The organism is Micromonospora sp. AMSO31t (assembly GCF_008868175.1).
Classification (GTDB): Bacteria; Actinomycetota; Actinomycetes; order Mycobacteriales; family Micromonosporaceae; genus Micromonospora.
Window position 1 is genome coordinate 1 of sequence record NZ_WBKT01000059.1, and the last position, 17762, is coordinate 17762.

The following is a 17762-nucleotide window of genomic DNA, read 5'->3' on the forward strand; positions in this document are numbered from 1 at the left end:
AGCCGGCGGATCGCCACCCCGGCCACGTTGTCCGGGTGGGCGGCGGCGAACTCGCGGTAGATCTCCTGGTCGTGCTGGCCGTCGTCGCCGATGAGCAGCCAGCGGACGTCGGGGAACTCCCGGGCCAGCCGGGCCAGGGTGGCCCGCTTGTGTTCCCGGCCACTGCGGAACCACCGGTCGGCGGTCGGCCCCCAGTCGGTGAGCAGCAGTGGCCCGGCCGGGTAGAGGTGCCGGGACAGGAACCGGGTCAGCGTGGGCGCGACGTTCCAGGCGCCGGTGGACAGGTAGAAGACCGGGGCGCCGGGGTGGGCGGTGACCAGGCGCTCGTACAGCACGGCCATGCCGGGGACGGCGGCGCGGGCGTGCTCGTCGAGGACGAAGGTGTTCCACGCGGCGAGCAGGGGCCGGGGCAGCGCGGTCACCATGACCGTGTCGTCGATGTCGGAGAGGATGCCGAACCGGACCTCGGGGTCGAGGATGCGGACCAGCGCCTCCACCGGCTCGGCGTCGGCCACGGTGAGGCGTACGCAGCCCCAGCCGGGGGTGAAGTCGGCCTTGATGACGGTGTCCACGAAGCCGCTGCGGTCCGCGGTGGCCTCCTGGCTGACGCCGCCGGCCTCGATGGTGACCTTCGCGTACTTGGCGGGCAGGGTGGTGAAGCTGCGCCAGCCGCGGACCTTCTCCAGCCGGCCGCGCTGCCGGGTGTCGGGGCGGCCGAGCAGCACCCGGCAGAGCACCCGCGCCCAACCGGGGGCCCCGTACCCGGCGTACGCGATGATGTTGGCCTGCCACCCGGTGCGTCGCAGCCGGCGTTCGACGAGGCCGTGCAGGGCGTCCTCGATGCGTGCGGCCCGGTGCAGCTGGGGCACGGCCAGTTGGTCCGGTGGTGTGGGTGGCACGCTGTCACCCTGCCACAACCCGCCCGGGCCGGCCACGCGAGTGGTCTGCGCCGATCCACCCCGCCGCCCGGCGCCCCCGTGACAGACTGCGGTCGAGGCGACGACGGGGGCGTTGGTCGTGTCGACACCAGAGCGGGACCCGGGACGGTGGCGTCCGGCGCTGGACCGGCCGGCGCTGGTGGCGCTGGTGCTCGGCGCGGCCGGCGTCGGCTACCGGCTGGTGCTGACCTTGTTCACCCTGCCCACGTCGAACAGCGACGAGGCGACGTTCGGGCTGGCGGCCCTGCACATCGCCACCGGCGAGGAGCGGCCGGTCTTCCTCTACGGCCAGCGCTACATGGGTGTGCTGGAGTCCTACCTGGCGGCCCCGCTGGTGGGCTGGGCGGGGGCGAGCTGGCCGTTGCTGCGGCTGCCGTTGCTGGCGTTGTTCGCGGTGTTCCTGTGGCTGGCGTACCGGTTGACCCGCCGGCTGTTCTCGCCCTGGCTGGCGGCCTTCGTGGTGGGCCTGCTGGCGCTCGGCTCCGAGCGGGTCGTCCGGGACCAGCTCACCGTGGTCGGTGGCCGGCCGGAGGTGAAGCCGGCGGTGCTGGCCATGCTGCTGATCGCGGTGGCCCTCGGCGAGCGCCGGGTCCGGCACCGCTGGCTGGCCGCCGGCCTGTTCGGGCTGCTGGCGGGGCTGGCGCTGTGGTCGGACTGGCTGATCGTGCCCTACCTGGCGGTGGCCGGGCTGGTGCTGGTCTGGGCCGCTCCCCGGGATTTGGTGGGCTGGCCGGGGGTGCTGCTCGTGGCGGGCTTCGCGCTCGGGATCGCGCCCGTGATCAAGGACAACCTGGTCGCCCCGGACGGGCAGGACTCGCTGTCGGTGTTCCGGGAGATCAGCACCAAGGAGGGCGCGACGCCGTCGGTGTCCGAGCGGCTGCACGGCGGGCTGTTGGAGGGGGTGCCGCTGGCCTCCGGGCTCTGCCCGATGGACGGCTGTGCCCGCTGGGCGCAGTGGTTCGGGCTGCTCTACCCGGTGCTGCTGGTGGCCGCCGCGGTGCTCGGGCTGGTCGCGTTCCGCCGGGCCGCGGACCCGGCCGCGCGGGTCCGGGCCGTGGCGATCCTCGCCCTGGTCGTCGGCGCGGCGTTGACCCTGCTGGCGTACGTGCGCAGCCCGCTCGCCGCGACCGACCCGCTGGGCAACTCCCGCTACCTGTCGGTGCTCCAGATCTCGTTGCCGGCGGTGCTCTGGCCGCTCTGGCGGGCCGCCGCGCACGCGGTCCGGGCCACGGCCGGCGCGGCGGCCCGGCCGGCCGGGGCGCTGGCCGGTGTGGTGCTGGCCGCGCTGGTGGCCGCCACGGTCGCGGGCACCGCGGCGTTCGTGGCCGACGCCCCGCCGTTGCGGGCCGAGGAGCGGCAGGCCCGGGAGCTGGCCGACGCGGTGCGCCGCGCCGGCCTGCGGGAGGTGTACGGGGACTACTGGACCTGCAACCGGCTGATCTTCAACACGGGCGAGGCGGTGGTCTGCGGGGTGCTCGACGGCGACCTGAGCCCCGGGCAGAACCGCTACCCGGCGTACTGGAAGCGGGTGGGGCGGGCGGCCCGGCCCGGCTACGTGGTGGCCGCCGGCTCGTCGGCGGAGCGCGCGCTGCGGCGGCTGCTCGGCGACCGGGCCGACGCGGCGGTGGTGACCGAGGTCGGTGGCTATCGGGTGTACCACCCCGACAGCGCCGTGCGGCCGTGGCGCTGAACCCGCGCCGTACGCTGTGCCGATGCTCATCCTGCTGCCTCCGTCGGAGGGGAAGGCCGAGGCCGGCACCGGCCGGCGGCTGGACCTGTCGAAGCTCTCCCTGCCGGAGCTGAACCCGGCCCGGGAGGAGGTGCTGGCCGCCCTCGTCGACCTCTGCGCCGGCCCGGACGAGGCGGCGGCCCGCGACGCGCTGGGCCTGAGCGAGGGGCAGCGCGGCGAGCTGCGGCGCAACGCGCGGCTGCGGGCGGCGGCCACCGCGCCGGCCGGGCGGATCTACACGGGCGTGCTCTACGAGGCCCTCGACCTGGCCACGCTGCCGCCCGCGGCGGAGCGGCTGGCCCGCCGTTCGGTGCTGGTCAGCTCGGGTCTCTGGGGCGCGGTCCGCCTCACCGACCGGATCCCGCCCTACCGCTGCCCGATCGGGGCGCGGCTGCCGGGGATCGGGGCGCTGTCGGCGTACTGGCGCCGGGCGCTGGCGGAGGCCATGGCGACGGCCGCCGGGGCCGGCCCGGTGCTGGACCTGCGCTCCGGCGCGTACGCGGCCACGTGGGCGCCGCGCGGGACGGTGGCCGAGCGCACCGTGACGGTGCGGGTGCTGCACGAGCGCGAGGTGGACGGGGTGCCGACCCGGTCGGTGGTCAGCCACTTCAACAAGGCCACCAAGGGCCGGCTGGTCCGCGACCTGCTGACCGCCGGCACCCGCCCGCGCACCGCCGACGCGCTGGTCGGGGCGCTGCGCGAGCTGAAGTACGCGGTCGAGGAGCAGCCGCGGGCGGCCGGCCGGCCCCGACAGCTCGACGTGGTGGTCACCGAACTCTGAGGCCGGGTTGCCGCAAATTTTGCTCAAGGCTCGGTCGCAGCGGTTTCGCGGCGCGGACGCCGGGGGTCACGGTTAGGGAACCCCGATTCCGACCAAGGAGCTGTTCCGATGGCCCCCGAGTCCACCACCCTGCTCGACCGGCCCCGCCAGTCGAGCGGCGGGGGTGGCGACGACTGGCTCACCCTGGCCGACGCCTTCGAGGTCGCCTGCCTGGTGCGCTGCACCCCGCCCCCGGCCACCGACACCCGCCGGGTCGACGCCGGCACGCACCGGGGCGGGATCGCCGAGTTCAACCGCCAGGACGCGGCGCACCGGATGCGGCAGCTGCTGCAGCGGCTGGAGGTGCCGGTGGAGCACGAGCTGACCACGGGCGGCCTGCGCCGCCGGTACGAGCTGCACCGGCTGTCGGTGCCCCGGGAGCACCGGCCGGCGTACGCGGCGCTGCTGGAGGCCGGCTGGCGGCAGGGCCGCCGGGAGCTGCTGGGCGGTCCCTTCCCCGGCGCCTCCACGGCCCGCCGCGTGTGTCGGCCCCGGCTGGCCGCCGCGGCGTGGCGGGCGGCGCTGCTGGCCGGCGGGCGGCACGTGCGCCGGCACAGCCTCGGCATCCGGCTGGCCGACCGGGACCTGGCCGCGGTGCTGGTCCGGGGCGCGGCGCTGCTGGACGTCCCCGCGGTGCTCCGGCCCGGCGCGGGCTGTTTCCTGGTGAGCGTGGCCAACGGCCCGCACCGGGTGCGGATCACCGAGAGCGCCGCGCTGGCCCCGGCGGCGGCCTGCTGACCACGCCCGACCGCCACGCCCCGGCCGACCCGCGGTCACCGCAGCACCGCGGGGGCGGCCCCGGACGTGACGGTGCGCGGCCGGGCTTGCGCGGCGGGTGCTCCACGGCGCAGAGTGCTGCCCGTGAGCCGACACTGGTCTGTGCGCGGCCGGCGCCGGACCGCCGCCCCGCTGGCGCTCCTCCTGCTGCTCGTGGCCGGTCTGGCCGGCTGCCGGGACGAGCCCACCGAGCCGGTGCGGATCCGGATCGCCACGGGTAGCCCCACGGCCGTCTACCACGCCTTCGGCCAGTCGCTGGCCGCCCTGCTGAACCGCGAGCTGCCCGGCGTTCAGGCCAGTGTGGAGGTCACGGCGGCGTCCGCGCAGAACGTCCGGCTGGTCGGCTCCGGCGAGGCGGAGCTGGGCTTCACCCAGGCCGACGTGCTGCCGCCCCGCGCGCCGGAGCACCCCGCGGTGCTCGCCGTGGCCCGGGTCTACGACGACCTGCTGCACCTGGTCACCACGGCCGGCGGCCCGGTGCGCACCCTGGCCGACCTGCGGGGCCGGCGGGTGTCGGTGGGCGCCGACGGCTCCGGCACGGAGGTCACGGCCAGCCGGCTGCTGGCCGTGGCCCAGCTCGGCGGCGGCCAGGTCCGCCAGGAGCGTCTCGGCCTGGACGACTCGGTGGCGGCGCTGCGCGCCGGCCGGATCGACGCCTTCTTCTTCTCGGGCGGCCTGCCGGTGCGCGGCGTCGCCGAGCTGGCCGGCAGCACCTCGGTGCGGATGGTCGACCTGGGCGACTGGACCGAGCCGCTGCGCCGCGGGTACGGGCAGGTCTACGTCACCCGGGACATCCCCCGCTCCGTCTACGGGGCGGACCCGGTCAGCACGGTGGCGAACCCGAACTACCTGATCGCCAGCGCCGACCTGCCGGCGGCGCTGGTGCGGGAGGTGACGCGGCTGCTGATGGAGCGCCGGGAGGAGCTGGCCGCGGCGCATCCGGCGGCCGGCCGGATGAGTCCCCGGGCGGCGATCGTCACCACCCCGCTGCCGCTGCACCCGGGCGCGGCCGACTGGTACCGGGCCACCAAGCCCTGAGGCGCGTTCAGTGCTGCCCGACCTCGGAGCCGACCGGTTCGACCGGGCCGTCGTCGAGCACCGGGGCGGGTTCGTCCGGCTCGACGAGCTCGTCGTCCGGGGCCGGGAACCACACCTCGGCGACCAGCCCCCGCGGCTCGCCCTGACGCATGGTCAGCCGGCCGTCGGAGGCGTCGACCAGCACGGCCACGATGGTCAGCCCGAGCCCGGCGCCGTCAACGTTCTGCACGTCCGGGGCCCGCCAGAACCGCTCGGTGGCCTGGTCGAGCTGGCTGGCCGTCATGCCGGGGCCGGTGTCCCGCACCTCCAGCGCGATCCCGCCGTCGGCCGGGCGTACGGACACCGTGACCGCTCCCCCGGCGCCGCTGAACTTGACCGCGTTGTCGATCAGCGCGTCGAGCGCCTGGTCGACGGCGGTCGGCACGGTCCGGGCGTACGCGGGCGTGCCGGTCCCGTGGAGCGCGAGGGTGACCGACCGGTGCCGGGCGAGCGGCAGCCAGGCCGCCACCCGGGAGGCGGCGATCCCGGCGGCGTCCACGGTGACCCGCTGGTTCTCCTCCCGCTCGGCGCGGGCCAGGGTGAGCAGCGCGTCGAGCACGGTGGCCAGGCGGTCGGTCTCCTCCAGGGCCAGCCGGTGCTCGGCCCGGCCGTCGGGGTCGGTGAGGCTCGGCCCCAGCTCCTCCACCCGCAGCCGCAGCGCGGTCAGCGGGTTGCGCAGCTGGTGGCTGGCGTGCGCGACGAACGCCCGCTGCCGGTCCATCACGTCGGAGACCGCGTCGGCCATGTCGTTGAAGCTGGTCGCCAGCCGGCGCAGCTCGGGTGGGCCGAGGCGGGGGCGGACCCGGGCCCGCCGGTGCCCCTCGGCGATCTCGTGGGTGACCGCGTCCAGCTCGGTGACCGGGCGCAGCACCCAGCCGGCCAGCCCGAACGCGGTGGAGATGCAGGCCAGCACCGCGAGCAGGCCGATGCCGGCGAGCAGCAGCCACCAGGCGGTGACGGTGCGGCGCACCTTGGCCGCCGGGGTGGTGGTGACCACGGCGCCGAGCACCTCGCCGCCGTCGTTGATCGGGACGGCCACCACCAGCGGTCCGCTCACCCAGGGGCGGACCGCCTCCGGCCGGCTGAACTGCTGCCCGGCCAGCGCGGTGTCCAGGGCGAGGTCGGTGCCCGTGCCGAACTGCCAGCGCGTGGAGGCGACCACGGTCCGGCGATCGCGGTCCACCACGGCCGCCCCGATGCCGTAGAGGTGGTCGTAGGCGGCGAGTTCCGCGTCCAGCGGGCCGGGGGTGCCGCCGCGCAGCGCCGGGCCGGCCAGCGACGCGAACCGGGTGGCGTCGGCGAGCCGGTCGGCGCGCACCCGGTCGGTCTCCCGGGTGGCCAGGGTGGCCGCCAGCGGGGTCTCCAGGGCGAGCAGCACCAGCACCATCAGCAGCAGGTAGCTGATCACCAGCCGGCGGCGCACGGCGGCCTCCTCACTCGCCGCGGAGCCGGTAGCCGACCCCGCGGACGGTCTCCACCAGCGTCGGGTCGCCGAGCTTGCCGCGCAGCGAGCCGACGTGCACCTCCACGGTGTGCCGGTCGGCCCAGGTCGTGCCCCAGACGTCGAGCAGGATCCGGTCCCGCGGCACGGCGGCCCCGGGCTGGCGGGCCAGGGAGAGCAGGATGTCGAACTCCTTGCGGGTGAGTGCCACGGGCCGGCCGGCCACGGTGACGGTCCGGCCGCCCACGTCGATGCGCACGGCGCCGGCCTCGATGAGACTGCGCTCCGGCGCGGTGTGCGCGGCTCGGCGCAGCACCGCCTCGATCCGCGCCTGCAGCTCCACCATCGAGAACGGCTTGACCACGTAGTCGTCGGCGCCCAGCCGCAGCCCGAGCACCCGGTCGCGTTCCTCACCCCGGGCGGTCACCGCGATGATGCCGAGCTGGCTGCTGCGCCGGCGCAGCTCCCGGCACAGGTCGGTGCCGTCCCCGTCGGGCAGGGTCAGGTCGAGCAGCACCAGGTCGCAGGGGGCGGCGGAGAGCGCGGCCCCGACGGTGGCGGCGTGCTCCACCTCGTAGCCGCGCCGGGTGAGCGCCGACGACAGGGCCGCGGCGACCCGACGATCGTCCTCGACCAGGAGGATCCGCACCCGTGCCTCCATCCGCTCGACGTGCTGCCCTGCGAATGGTGGCAGACGACGCGGCGGGACGGGAGGCCCGGTGGGCTTCTAGGCTGCTGTGGTGATCTACAAGATTCTGGCCGACACCGAGTGGGAGCAGGCGCGGGCGGCCGGGCGGTTCACCGGCACCGCGATGGACCGGCAGGACGGCTACATCCACCTGTCCGCGGCGGACCAGGTGGTGGAGACCGCCCGCCGGGTCTTCGCCGGGGTCACCGGCCTCACCGTCCTGGCGGTGGACGAGGCGCGCCTCGGCGACGCGCTGCGCTGGGAGGTGTCCCGGGGCGGCGCGCGCTTCCCGCACCTCTACGCGGCGCTGCCGGTGGACGCGGTGGTGGCCGCGCATCCCCTGCCCGCCGACCGGCCCGCCGCCGACGCGGTGGCCGAACTGGTGGCGTGACGGCTCGCTATGCTGCGACGTGCCCGCCCGCCGGCTCCGGGAGCCCGGCGCGGCCGGGTGGCCCTGGCCCGGCCGGGCGCGCGGTGGTCAGCCGGCGCGGCCGTCCGGCACCGACGGCGCGACGACGCGCCCTGCCACGATGCGAGTTGACATGACTGACAGCAACGACCGGCCCGCCTCCGTGTTCGTCCACCCGACGGCCGACGTGGAGGACGGCGCCCGGGTCGGCGACGGCACCAAGGTCTGGCACCTGGCCCACATCCGGTCGACCGCGCACGTGGGCGCCGGCTGCGTGATCGGCCGCAACGTGTACGTGGACGCGCAGGTCAGCGTCGGCGACCGGGTGAAGATCCAGAACAACGTCTCGGTCTACCAGGGCGTGACCATCGAGGACGAGGTCTTCGTCGGCCCCTGCGCGGTGTTCACCAACGACTTCCGCCCGCGCGCCCAGAACCCGGACTGGACCATCACCCCGACCATGGTCCGCCGGGGCGCCTCGATCGGCGCCAACGCCACCCTGGTCTGCGGCATCGAGGTGGGCGAGTACGCGATGATCGCCGCCGGCTCGGTGGTCACCCGGGACGTCAAGCCGTACCAGCTGGTGGCCGGCAACCCGGCCCGGCCGAAGGGCTGGGTGGACGAGAAGGGCGAGGTCATCTCCCGGGACGTCGACAACCCGCCGCACCAGGGCTGAGCACGCGGCGGGGGTGGCGGGACGCGAGCGGGCCCCGGCCGTCACACGGCCGGGGCCCGGAACGCTGCGGGAGGATCAGCCGCCGATGACCACCCGGCGGACGCCGGTCCAGCGCGCCGGGTCGGTGACCCGGCGACCGTCGACCAGCACCGTCACGCCCGGCAGGTCGGCCGGGGTGAGGTTGCGGTACTCGGCGTGGTCGGCCTGGATGACCGCCGCGCCGACCGGCTCGCCCTCGTAGCCGGGGAGGCCGTGCGCGGCCAGCTCCTCGTTGGTGTACATCGGGTCGGCGACGTACGGGACGGCGCCCCGCGCGCGCAGCGCCTCGACGGTCGGGAAGACGCCGGAGAAGGCGGTCTCCTTGACGCCGCCCCGGTAGGCGGCGCCGAGCACCAGCACGCCCACCCCGGTCAGGTCCCCGTACGCGGCGGCGAGCAGGTCGACGGCGTACTCCGGCATGGCGGCGTTGGCCTCGCGGGCCGAGCGGACCACGGTGGCCGCCGGGTCGTTCCACAGGTACATCCGCGGGTAGATCGGGATGCAGTGGCCACCGACGGCGATGCCCGGCGAGTGGATGTGGCTGTACGGCTGGGTGTTGCAAGCCTCGATGACCTTGGTGACGTCGACGCCCACCGTGTCGGCGAAGCGGGCGAACTGGTTCGCCAGGCCGATGTTGACGTCGCGGTAGGTCGTCTCGGCGAGCTTGGCCAGCTCGGAGGCCTCGGCCGAGCCGAGGTCCCAGACGCCGTTCGGGCGGTCGAGGTCGGCCCGCTCGTCGAAGTCCAGCACCGCCTCGTAGAACCGCACGCCGTGCTCGGCCGACGCCTCGTCGACGCCGCCGACCAGCTTGGGGTAGCGGCGCAGGTCGGCGAAGACCCGGCCGGTGAGCACCCGCTCCGGGCTGAACACCAGGTGGAAGTCCTGGCCGGCGGTGAGGCCGGAGCCCTCCTCCAGCATCGGGGCCCAGCGGTTGCGGGTGGTGCCGACCGGCAGGGTGGTCTCGTAGCTGACCAGGGTGCCGGGCTTCAGCCCGCGGGCGATGGCCCGGGTGGCGTCGTCCATCCAGCCGAAGTCCGGCACGCCCTCGGCGTCGACGAAGAGCGGCACGACCACGACGACGGCCTCGGACTCGGCGACCGCGGCGGCCGTGTCGGTGGTGGCCGACAGGAGCCCCGCGGCGACCGTCTCCTTCAGCTTGACGTCCAGGTCGGCCTCGCCGGGGAACGGCACGGCACCGTCGTTGACCAGCTGGACGACCCGCTCCGAGACGTCGGCACCGATCACGCGGTGCCCCTTCGAGGCGAACTGCACGGCGAGCGGCAGACCGATCTTGCCGAGCGCGACGACGCAGATGTTCATGAAACTACTTTCCTCCTAGCGGAAGCCGGCGGCGAAGGCGGGCCACGACGCGGCGCAGCGTCACCGGAGAGACGGTGAACGCCAATTGACCTCTGTGGTTGTTGGTGACGGTGATGAGGTGGAACCGGCCGCCGTCGCGGTGCAGCACCCGCTGCACGGGCGACGGCCGCAGGCCCCGTAGCGGAGTGGCGCGGCCGTCGGCCACCCGGGCGCGGACCGTCCGGCTGCCCCCGGCCGGGCCCAGGTCGGCCACCAGGTCCCGGACCCGGAACGTGGCGTCCACGGTCGTTCCCATCGGATCCGACGGCAACGGCCGCACGACGGCCGTCACCTTCCCCACGAACAGGGCGAGGTCACCGCCGACCAGCTCGGCGAGGTCGGAGCGAGGGCTCCGGGCGAAGACCTGGACCCCCCGTTCGCCGTCGGCTCCGGTGACCCAGCGTACCGATACCGCGTCCAGCCTGGCGAGCCACTGCGTCGCGGCGGTGTCCAGCTCGAACCACTCGTCGCGGACGCCGGACTCCGGGTCGCCGAAACCCGGGTAGGCCGCGTACCAGTGCTGATCTTTGACCACCGTGGGTGGCAACCCGTCCTTCGCGTCCTGCCCGAGGATCGCGAGGAGGTCGGCCCGCCGCCCGTACGCCGCCGTGCCGAGCCGCACCCGCGCCGAGATGTTGAGCTGGCCGCGGATGCGATCGGTGAGGTGCTCGCGGACGAGCTTGCCGACGCGGCCGCGGATCTGCTCCTGGGTGTCGTGGTCGAGCTGGAGGTAGTCGGACCGCAGCAGCTTGGCGACCTCCCACGCGAAGTGTCGCCGGAGCACGGCGTCGCGCCGCTCCCCCGGCTCGATCAGCCCCGTGACGAACCGGACGATGCGCTCGACGCAGTCCAGGCGGGCCAGCTGATCGCTACGGTAGGTGATGTTGCCGGCGTTGAGCCGCTTGACGGCGTAGTAGTAGTCGTAGTCGGCGAGCACGGAGATGCGGCCGGCGCGCAGGCACGCCTCGATGGTGAACGGCTGATCGCTGCCGACCGCCATGTCCTCCGGGAACCGCAGCCGGTGCCGCTCCACCAGCTCGCGCCGGAAGAGCTTGGTGTTGGACAGGGCGAACGGCAGCGCCGAGGTGAACAGGTCGACGTCGGACCTGGTCTGGTCGAAGATCTCCTGGTGCACGTACCGCTTGTTGACACCCACCATGCGGCCGAGCACCACGTCCGAGCCCCACCGGTCGGCGGCCGTCACCATCCGTTCCAGCGCCTCCGGGCCGAGGTGGTCGTCGGCGCCGATGAAGAACACGTACCGTCCGGTGGCCAGCTCGAGTGCCCGGTTGCTGGGCACCGCGGGCCCGCCGGAGTTCTCCTGGTGGCGGACCTTGATCACGTCGGGGTGGGCCGCGGCGAACCGGTCCAGCTCGGCCCCGCTGCCGTCGGTCGAACCGTCGTCCACCGCCACGATCTCGAGCCGGTCGTGCCCGATCGTCTGGTCGAGCAGGGACTGGAGGCAGGTGGTCAGATCCGGCATGGTGTTGTAGACGGCGACGACGACGGTCACGTCCGGCTGGGTCACCGTCCTGCCGCCTTCCCGGGCCGCGGCGCGGGGTGGATCATGAAGCTGCCCCGCCGCGGGTCGCCCGCCCGCAGGCCCGCCGCCGCGATCGTGCCGTCAGAACCCATGCCCGTCCGTCTCCGTGTCAACAAGCACCGCACCCGCGGACCCGAGCGAGTCTACGACAACCGGGCCGCCGGAAGTCGTCGCCACTGGGTGTTCCGGGGCGCGTCGCGGCCATTGCTACCCTGCACGCGGCTCCTGATCGTGACCGGACCCTCGTCACCACAGGTCAGCCCCCGAAGCCAGGCCGGTCATGGCACGCCGGACACCACGCGGACAGGACTCGGACATGACCCTGCTGACGAGCGAGGAGCACCCGCCGGTGCGGCCGGCGACCGCGGACCGGGCCGCCCGCCCCGCCCCCTCGACCCGGCTGGTGGCCGCCTTCCGGTCCGCCCTTCCCGCGCTCGCCGGTTACGTCCTCGTCCGACTGGTCGGGCTGCTCACCCTCTACGTCTGGGCCCGCAACGCCGGTGAGCGGCCGGGCAGCCTCCTCACCGAGTCCGACGGCCGGTGGTACCTCGGCATCGCCCAGCACGGCTACGACGGGTTCGCACGCATCCATAGCGACATGGCGTTCTTCCCGCTCTATCCCCACCTGGTCGGGGCGCTCGAACCGCTGACCCCGCTCGGGTCACGCAACACGGCCCTGGCCGTCGCCGCGGTCGGGGCGCTGGCCGCCGCGTGGGGCCTGTTCGCCGTGGGCGAACACGTGTACGACCGGCGGGTCGGCATCCTGCTCGCCGTGCTCTGGGGCGCGCTGCCGCACAGCATCGTCCAGTCGATGAGCTACAGCGAGGGCATCTTCACCGCCTTCGCGGCGTGGTCCCTCTACGCGCTGCTCCGCGCCAACTGGGTCGCCGCGGGGCTGCTCTGCCTGTGCGCGGGCCTCACCCGGCCGACCGGCTCGGCACTGGTCGCGGCGGTGTGCCTCGCCGCGTTGATCGCGGTTCTGCGGCGCCGGGACGGCTGGCGTCCCTGGGCGGCGCTGCTGCTCGCCCCGGCCGGCTGGGTCGGCTACCTGGCCTGGGTCGGCTGGCGCACCGGCCGGCCGGACGGGTGGTTCCACATCCAGGACGCCGGCTGGGGCACCACCTTCGACCTGGGCGTCGACACGGTACGGGTGGCGCAGCGGGTGCTCGCGCACCCGTCCGCGCTGGCGATGTACGTGGTGACCCTCGTGGTGCTGACGGCCGTGACGTTGTTCGTGATCAGCCTGCTCGACCGGCAGCCGTGGCAGCTCCTGCTGTACAGCGGACTGGTGCTGCTCACCACGCTCGGCGCCGCCGGCTACTACCACGCCAAGGCCCGCTTCCTGCTTCCCGCCTTCCCGCTCCTGTTGCCGGTCGCGGTCGCGCTGGCCCGTGCCGGCTGGGCGCGCGCGGTTGCCGTCCTGGCGACCCTGACCATCCTCTCCGCCTACTTCGGCGGATACGTCCTGATCATCTGGAACCGGTCGCCGTGACCGCTCAGCGGCTGAACGGGCGCACGTCCCAGAGCCAGACGTCGTCCACCCGCTGACCCGGGCCGTACAGCGCGTCGAGCACCGTCCGGAGCTCGGCCTGCCGGCGGTGACGCGGCAGCGCCACCGCGTCCGCCCGCCAGTACCGCGCGTCGGCGCGGGCCTGGGCCACCTCGGCCGGGGTGACCGCGGCGGACCGCCGGCCCGCCGCCACCTCGGTGAGCAGCTTCGCGGTCGGCTGCGGCTCGACCCCCCAGCGGCCGGTCGCGTCCGTCTTCGAGACCGGACCGAGGAAGTAACCCTGCGGGACCGCGAACCCCGCCAGCGCCGCCGAACTCCAGTAGACCGAGGTCATGTTGGCCACCGGGACCGGCACCAGGGTGCGGCCGGGGGCGACATGATCGCGCCACGCGCCTCCGGTGACGAAGTGCGGCACCGCTGGCCGCCCCTGGGCCGCCAGCGGGGTGGGCAGGATCGGCAGCAGCGCGGCCAGCGCCGCCACGCCGGCCAGGCGGACGAGCAGCCGGTCGGCCGGCCGTCCGGACCTGCTCCGCGCGACGAGGCGGTCCCCGGCGAGGGCGAGCAGCACGCCGATCGCGCCCGTGGTGATCAGCGCGAAGCGGGCCACCACCACCGAGTCGAAGACGGGCAGGTGCTCCACGAGCGCGAACGGCGCCGGGATCGAGGTGCGCTCGGTTCCCCACGTCCAGGTGGTGCCGATGGACAGCAGCGCGCAGACCACGGCGACCAGGGCGAGCACCCGGACCGTGACCTCCCGGCGGAGCCACCACGCCGCGGCGAGCGCGACCACCAGCAACGACCAGCCGTAGAAACTGGCCTGCTCGGTGGTGTTCGGCCCCCAGCCGCCGGCGCTGGTCGGGCTGCCGGCGATCGACTCGGTCGCGTAGCGGACGTAGGAGCCGAGCTTGAGCGCGTAGACGTCGGCCGCGCCGGGATGACCCACCCGGTGCTGGGGCCCGCTGAACTGCATCCACAGCGGGTAGGCGGCCACGACCGCGACGACGGACCCGGCGACCGCGAGGCCGCCGGCCAGCCGGCCGGCCCGGCGCAGCGCCACCCGTGGCTCGACGACGAGGTGGGCGAGGACGACCATCAGGCAGCACAGCGCGAGCAGGAAGAGGATCTCCAGGCTGACGAAGAACTGGGCGGCGATCAGCACACCGAGGAGCAGGCCGTCCCGCAGCATGCGGCCGTGCCGGGCGAGCACGAGCACCCGCCACCCGATGAACGGCACCAGCCACTGCGCGGTGATGTGCGGATGTCCGTTGCTGTGCGACACCAGCGCCGGCGCGAAGGCGCAGAACAAGCCTGCGGCGAAGGCGGCGGCACGGGAGCGCACGACGTGCCGGGACAGCACCTGGTACCAGGCGTAGCCGGTGCCGGCCAGGTTGAGCGTGATGAGGAGCAGGTAGGAGAAGGAGGCGCCGAAGAGCAGGGTCACCGGCGCGAGCACCAGCCCCGGGAGCTGCATGCCGACGTTGGTCATCAGATTCACGCCGTCGGGCGCGTTCTGCAACGTCGTGAAGAACGGGTTCTCCAGGTGACGGACCGCGTGGGCCGCGTACGCCAGCATCCACTCGTTGAAGCCCTGGTCGTCCGGGCGCGTGCCGAGGAGCCGGCCGTCGACGTCCAACCAGCCGCGCACCGTCACCCAGAGGCCGCCGGCCAGGAACACCGCAGCGACCACGAGGTCGACGGGAACCCGCCGCCACCGGGCCGGCGCGGCGCCCTCCGGCACCCCGGCCGGCTGCTCCCCGCTCCGGCTGTCGGCAGGATCCACCGGCGCCTGGGCGGCGTCGGCGTCGGCGGGAGCGGCGTCGTGGGTTCGGGCCTCGGGCCCGGACGTGGTCATGGCGCAAGAGTCTACGAAACCCGGGTCGACCCGCCCCGTCCACCCGGAAACCGGCCGGTGTCCGTCCGCTTCCGCGTCAGACCCCGGCCGGCGCCGCCGGATCAGAAGAAGTTGTCGTAGAGCCCCTGGAACAGGACCGCCTGACCGACCGACAGGAGCACCAGCGCGGCGACGACCGCGCCGCGCAGCCAACGCCTGTCGAACCCGGCGGTCCACCGATCCACCACCAGCCCCGCGCAGCCGGCGAGCAGCGGGTAGAGGAAGGCCCAGGTCCGCTCGATCTCGCCCTGGCGCAGCTTGGTCACCTCGGGCGGCAGGGCCGCCCAGACGAGCAGGCCCACCACGAGCACGGTCACCAGCAGCGGCCGTCCGGCGCCGGGCACCCGACGGAACAGCGCGTAGATCCCGAGGACGGCCAGGGGAAGCCCGGCGTACATCAGCAGGGCCGCCGGGTTCCCCGCGAGCCAGTACCAGCGGTAGTTGTTGGAGGACGACGAGGGCGACGCCTGGTAGGAGGCGAGGATGTCGAACCCGAGCGTCAGCCAGGCCAGCAGCAGCACCGCCACCCCACCGCCCGCCGCGGCGGCCAGCAACCGGGCGGCGGCGCGCCAGCCCACCTGGACCACCAGGGCGATGGTGGCGGCGAGCACGATGAACGAGGTGGCGAAGGTCATCAGGGTGCCGACGCCGAGCACCGCCCCCGCGATCGCGGCCACCCGCACCGACCGCCGCTGGGCGGCCAGCACGAACAGCGCCGCGCTCAGCGACATCGGCACGGCGTACACGGTGTCGAGGTTGCTGTAGGCGAGCATCAGCGGCCCGGGGGCCGCGGCGAACAGCACCGCGCCCATCCGGCCGGCCCGCTCGCCACCCAGGGTCCGGCCGATCAGCCAGGCGGAGACCGCGGAGGTGAGGGCGACGACGGCGATGACCGCGGCGATCCGGAGCTCGTGCGACGCGCCGAGGACCCGGAACAGCAGGTAGAGGAAGACGAACACGCCCGCCGGGTGGGTCCGCGAGCTGTACGAGTGGAACCGGTCGGTGATCTCGGCGTGCCGCTCGACGAACCCCCGCAACCCGAACTCGTAGACGAGGTGCAGGTCGGATGTGTAGTAGGACGACTTCGGACCGGTGTCGACGCCCCGGGTCAGGTCGCCGACGTCGCCGCGGACCAGGTTGACCGTGGTGGCGGTGACCGCTCCGGCGAGCACCACGAGCGTGAGGGCCAGCCAGGACGGCACCCGCCGCCAGGAGATGACCGTCCAGCCGACCCCGGCCAGCAGCACCGCGGCCGGGAGGACGGTGAGCGTGAGCCGGCCCCAGGTCGGGTTGAAGATGCCGTAGATCGGGGGGCGGGCGAAGTAGCCGTAGCCGATCGGTGGCAGATGCCTGCTCAGGTGCCAGAAGCCGTACAGCGCGACACCGGTGACCGCCATGGCGACCACGGGCCAGTAGCGCCACCGCACCGTCGGACTCGACGTCGGCTCAGCCGCCCCGGGCGCCGGATCAACGGCCACGGCGACGCTCCCACCGCTGTCGGCCGGATCGTCGCGGGGTGCTTCGTTCACGTAGACTCCCTTGTTCCCAGGCTGAGCCGCCACCGTTCATGGCCGAGGCACACTCTAGGCGACCTCACCCGGCGCCGGGGGACGTGATCAGCGCGGTGACGCCGGCCGTCCCGGCTGCCCCACGCCCGTCGGCGCAGGCCCGGCCGCCGGGGCGATGTTAGCCTGGGTCGCCCTCAAATCCGACGAGACGGACACCCAGGCCGACCGCGGACAGGACAATCGGAGGAATCAGCCACATGAAGGTCGTCAGCATCGTCGGAGCCCGGCCACAGCTGGTCAAGCTCGCGCCGATCGCCGCGGCGTTCGCCGCCACTGACCACGAGCACGTGATCGTGCACACCGGGCAGCACTACGACGCGGACCTCTCCGACGTCTTCTTCTCGGGCCTGGGCATCCCCGACCCGGACGTCCACCTGGGCATCGGCTCCGGCAGCCACGGCGTGCAGACCGGCCGGACCCTGTCCGCCCTCGACCCGGTGCTGGCCGCCGAGCGGCCGGACTGGGTGCTGGTCTACGGCGACACCAACTCGACGCTGGCCGGTGCGCTCTCCGCGGTCAAGATGCACCTGCCGGTCGCGCACCTCGAGGCCGGGCTGCGCTCGTTCAACCGGCGGATGCCCGAGGAGCACAACCGGGTGCTCACCGACCACTGCGCCGACCTGCTCCTCGCGCCGACCGAGGAGGCCGTGCGCCACCTGGCCACGGAGGGGCTGGCGGAGCGCACCGTGCTGGTCGGCGACGTGATGGTCGACGTCTGCCTCCGGGTGCGCGACACCGTGCGCGCCGGCGGCCAGCCCCGCCCGGAACTGCCGGAGGGCATCGACCCGGACGCGCCGTACCTGCTGGCGACGCTGCACCGGGCGGAGAACACCGACGACCCGCGGCGGCTCGGCGCCCTGGTGTCCGCGCTCGCCGAACTGCCCGTGCCGGTCGCCCTGCTGGCGCACCCCCGGCTGCTGGCCCGGGCCGAGGAGCATGGCATCAAGCTGGGTGGCGGGGCGCTGCACGTGGGCCGGCCGCTGCCCTACGCCGGGATGGTCGCCGCGGTGCTCGGCTCCGTCGGCGTGGTCACCGACTCCGGCGGGTTGCAGAAGGAGGCCTACCTGCTGGACCGGCCGTGCACCACGCTGCGGCCGGAGACGGAATGGGTGGAGACGCTGGCCGACGACTGGAACCGGCTCGTGCCGGATCCGGCCGCGCTCGGTCGCTCCGCCTGGGTCGAGCTGGCCACCCGCGGCCGCCCGGCCGCCGGCCGGGGCAACCCGTACGGTGACGGTCGAGCCGCCCAGAACGTCGTGCGGGTCCTCGCCGAACAGGTCCGCTGAGCCCGGTCCTC

General features: G+C 74.6%; 15 protein-coding genes. 8 read left to right on the forward strand and 7 right to left on the reverse strand.

Annotated elements, in window-relative coordinates; genetic code table 11:
- The coding region (locus F8274_RS15450; protein ID WP_151463090.1) for an App1 family protein at window positions 1–935 on the reverse strand (935 nt) is incomplete at its 3' end.
- 82 nt (window positions 936–1017) lie between these two features.
- On the opposite strand from F8274_RS15450, the gene F8274_RS15455 reads away from it, so the two are divergent.
- The 4 genes from F8274_RS15455 (at window position 1018) to F8274_RS15470 (ending at window position 5302) form a co-directional block, all read left to right on the forward strand.
- Entirely contained in the window at window positions 1018–2628 is a 1611-nt protein-coding gene (locus F8274_RS15455; protein WP_151463091.1) for a SirB2 family protein, read from the forward strand.
- Window positions 2629–2650: 22 nt separating this feature from the next.
- On the forward strand, window positions 2651–3448 hold the full coding sequence (gene yaaA / locus F8274_RS15460; protein WP_192579848.1) for a peroxide stress protein YaaA: 798 nt from the start codon (window positions 2651–2653) through the stop codon (window positions 3446–3448).
- Window positions 3449–3556: 108 nt separating this feature from the next.
- Window positions 3557–4225, forward strand: coding sequence for a hypothetical protein (locus F8274_RS15465; protein ID WP_151463093.1), 669 nt, complete (start codon window positions 3557–3559; stop codon window positions 4223–4225).
- 123 nt (window positions 4226–4348) lie between these two features.
- Window positions 4349–5302, forward strand: coding sequence for a TAXI family TRAP transporter solute-binding subunit (locus F8274_RS15470; protein WP_151463094.1), 954 nt, complete (start codon window positions 4349–4351; stop codon window positions 5300–5302).
- Between the two features lie 7 nt (window positions 5303–5309).
- Here the strand turns inward: F8274_RS15470 and F8274_RS15475 are convergent, their stop codons facing one another.
- Both F8274_RS15475 and F8274_RS15480 read right to left on the reverse strand, forming a co-directional pair.
- On the reverse strand, window positions 5310–6764 hold the full coding sequence (locus tag F8274_RS15475; RefSeq protein ID WP_151463095.1) for a HAMP domain-containing sensor histidine kinase: 1455 nt from the start codon (window positions 6762–6764) through the stop codon (window positions 5310–5312).
- Between the two features lie 10 nt (window positions 6765–6774).
- Window positions 6775–7443 (reverse strand): response regulator transcription factor, encoded by a 669-nt coding sequence (locus F8274_RS15480; protein WP_192579849.1) that lies wholly within the window; start codon window positions 7441–7443, stop codon window positions 6775–6777.
- A 79-nt stretch (window positions 7444–7522) separates the two neighbouring features.
- Here F8274_RS15480 and F8274_RS15485 point away from each other — a divergent pair, with 79 nt between their 5' ends.
- Window positions 7523–7861: a DUF952 domain-containing protein gene (locus F8274_RS15485; protein WP_151463097.1), complete on the forward strand. Its 339-nt coding sequence runs from the start codon at window positions 7523–7525 to the stop codon at window positions 7859–7861.
- A gap of 151 nt (window positions 7862–8012) precedes the next feature.
- Window positions 8013–8555, forward strand: coding sequence for an acyltransferase (locus tag F8274_RS15490; protein ID WP_151463098.1), 543 nt, complete (start codon window positions 8013–8015; stop codon window positions 8553–8555).
- Window positions 8556–8630: 75 nt separating this feature from the next.
- Here F8274_RS15490 and F8274_RS15495 read toward each other — a convergent pair whose 3' ends face one another.
- Both F8274_RS15495 and F8274_RS15500 read right to left on the reverse strand, forming a co-directional pair.
- A complete protein-coding gene (locus F8274_RS15495) occupies window positions 8631–9914 on the reverse strand; it encodes a nucleotide sugar dehydrogenase (protein WP_151463099.1) in 1284 nt (427 codons plus the stop codon).
- Window positions 9915–9918: 4 nt separating this feature from the next.
- Window positions 9919–11481, reverse strand: a complete 1563-nt coding sequence (locus F8274_RS15500; protein ID WP_151463100.1) for a glycosyltransferase — start codon at window positions 11479–11481, stop codon at window positions 9919–9921.
- Between the two features lie 331 nt (window positions 11482–11812).
- On the opposite strand from F8274_RS15500, the gene F8274_RS15505 reads away from it, so the two are divergent.
- Window positions 11813–12988: a hypothetical protein gene (locus F8274_RS15505; protein WP_151463101.1), complete on the forward strand. Its 1176-nt coding sequence runs from the start codon at window positions 11813–11815 to the stop codon at window positions 12986–12988.
- Window positions 12989–12992: 4 nt separating this feature from the next.
- Here the strand turns inward: F8274_RS15505 and F8274_RS15510 are convergent, their stop codons facing one another.
- Both F8274_RS15510 and F8274_RS15515 read right to left on the reverse strand, forming a co-directional pair.
- Window positions 12993–14858 (reverse strand): hypothetical protein, encoded by a 1866-nt coding sequence (locus tag F8274_RS15510; protein WP_225853812.1) that lies wholly within the window; start codon window positions 14856–14858, stop codon window positions 12993–12995.
- Window positions 14859–14959: 101 nt separating this feature from the next.
- Window positions 14960–16426: a glycosyltransferase family 39 protein gene (locus F8274_RS15515; RefSeq protein ID WP_151463102.1), complete on the reverse strand. Its 1467-nt coding sequence runs from the start codon at window positions 16424–16426 to the stop codon at window positions 14960–14962.
- 236 nt (window positions 16427–16662) lie between these two features.
- Between F8274_RS15515 and wecB the strand changes: the two genes are divergently transcribed.
- Window positions 16663–17751, forward strand: coding sequence for a non-hydrolyzing UDP-N-acetylglucosamine 2-epimerase (gene wecB, locus F8274_RS15520; protein ID WP_151463103.1), 1089 nt, complete (start codon window positions 16663–16665; stop codon window positions 17749–17751).
- Window positions 17752–17762 lie beyond the last annotated feature (11 nt).

What these genes read in the sequence shown, in the direction of transcription:
- F8274_RS15465 (WP_151463093.1), top strand. Translation starts at nt 3,557, where the DNA reads ATGGCCCCCGAGTCCACCACCCTGCTCGACCGGCCCCGCCAGTCGAGC.
- F8274_RS15495 (WP_151463099.1), bottom strand. Translation starts at nt 9,914, where the DNA reads ATGAACATCTGCGTCGTCGCGCTCGGCAAGATCGGTCTGCCGCTCGCC.
- yaaA (WP_192579848.1), top strand. Translation starts at nt 2,651, where the DNA reads ATGCTCATCCTGCTGCCTCCGTCGGAGGGGAAGGCCGAGGCCGGCACC.
- wecB (WP_151463103.1), top strand. Translation starts at nt 16,663, where the DNA reads ATGAAGGTCGTCAGCATCGTCGGAGCCCGGCCACAGCTGGTCAAGCTC.
- F8274_RS15490 (WP_151463098.1), top strand. Translation starts at nt 8,013, where the DNA reads ATGACTGACAGCAACGACCGGCCCGCCTCCGTGTTCGTCCACCCGACG.
- F8274_RS15480 (WP_192579849.1), bottom strand. Translation starts at nt 7,443, where the DNA reads ATGGAGGCACGGGTGCGGATCCTCCTGGTCGAGGACGATCGTCGGGTC.
- F8274_RS15505 (WP_151463101.1), top strand. Translation starts at nt 11,813, where the DNA reads ATGACCCTGCTGACGAGCGAGGAGCACCCGCCGGTGCGGCCGGCGACC.
- F8274_RS15510 (WP_225853812.1), bottom strand. Translation starts at nt 14,858, where the DNA reads ATGACCACGTCCGGGCCCGAGGCCCGAACCCACGACGCCGCTCCCGCC.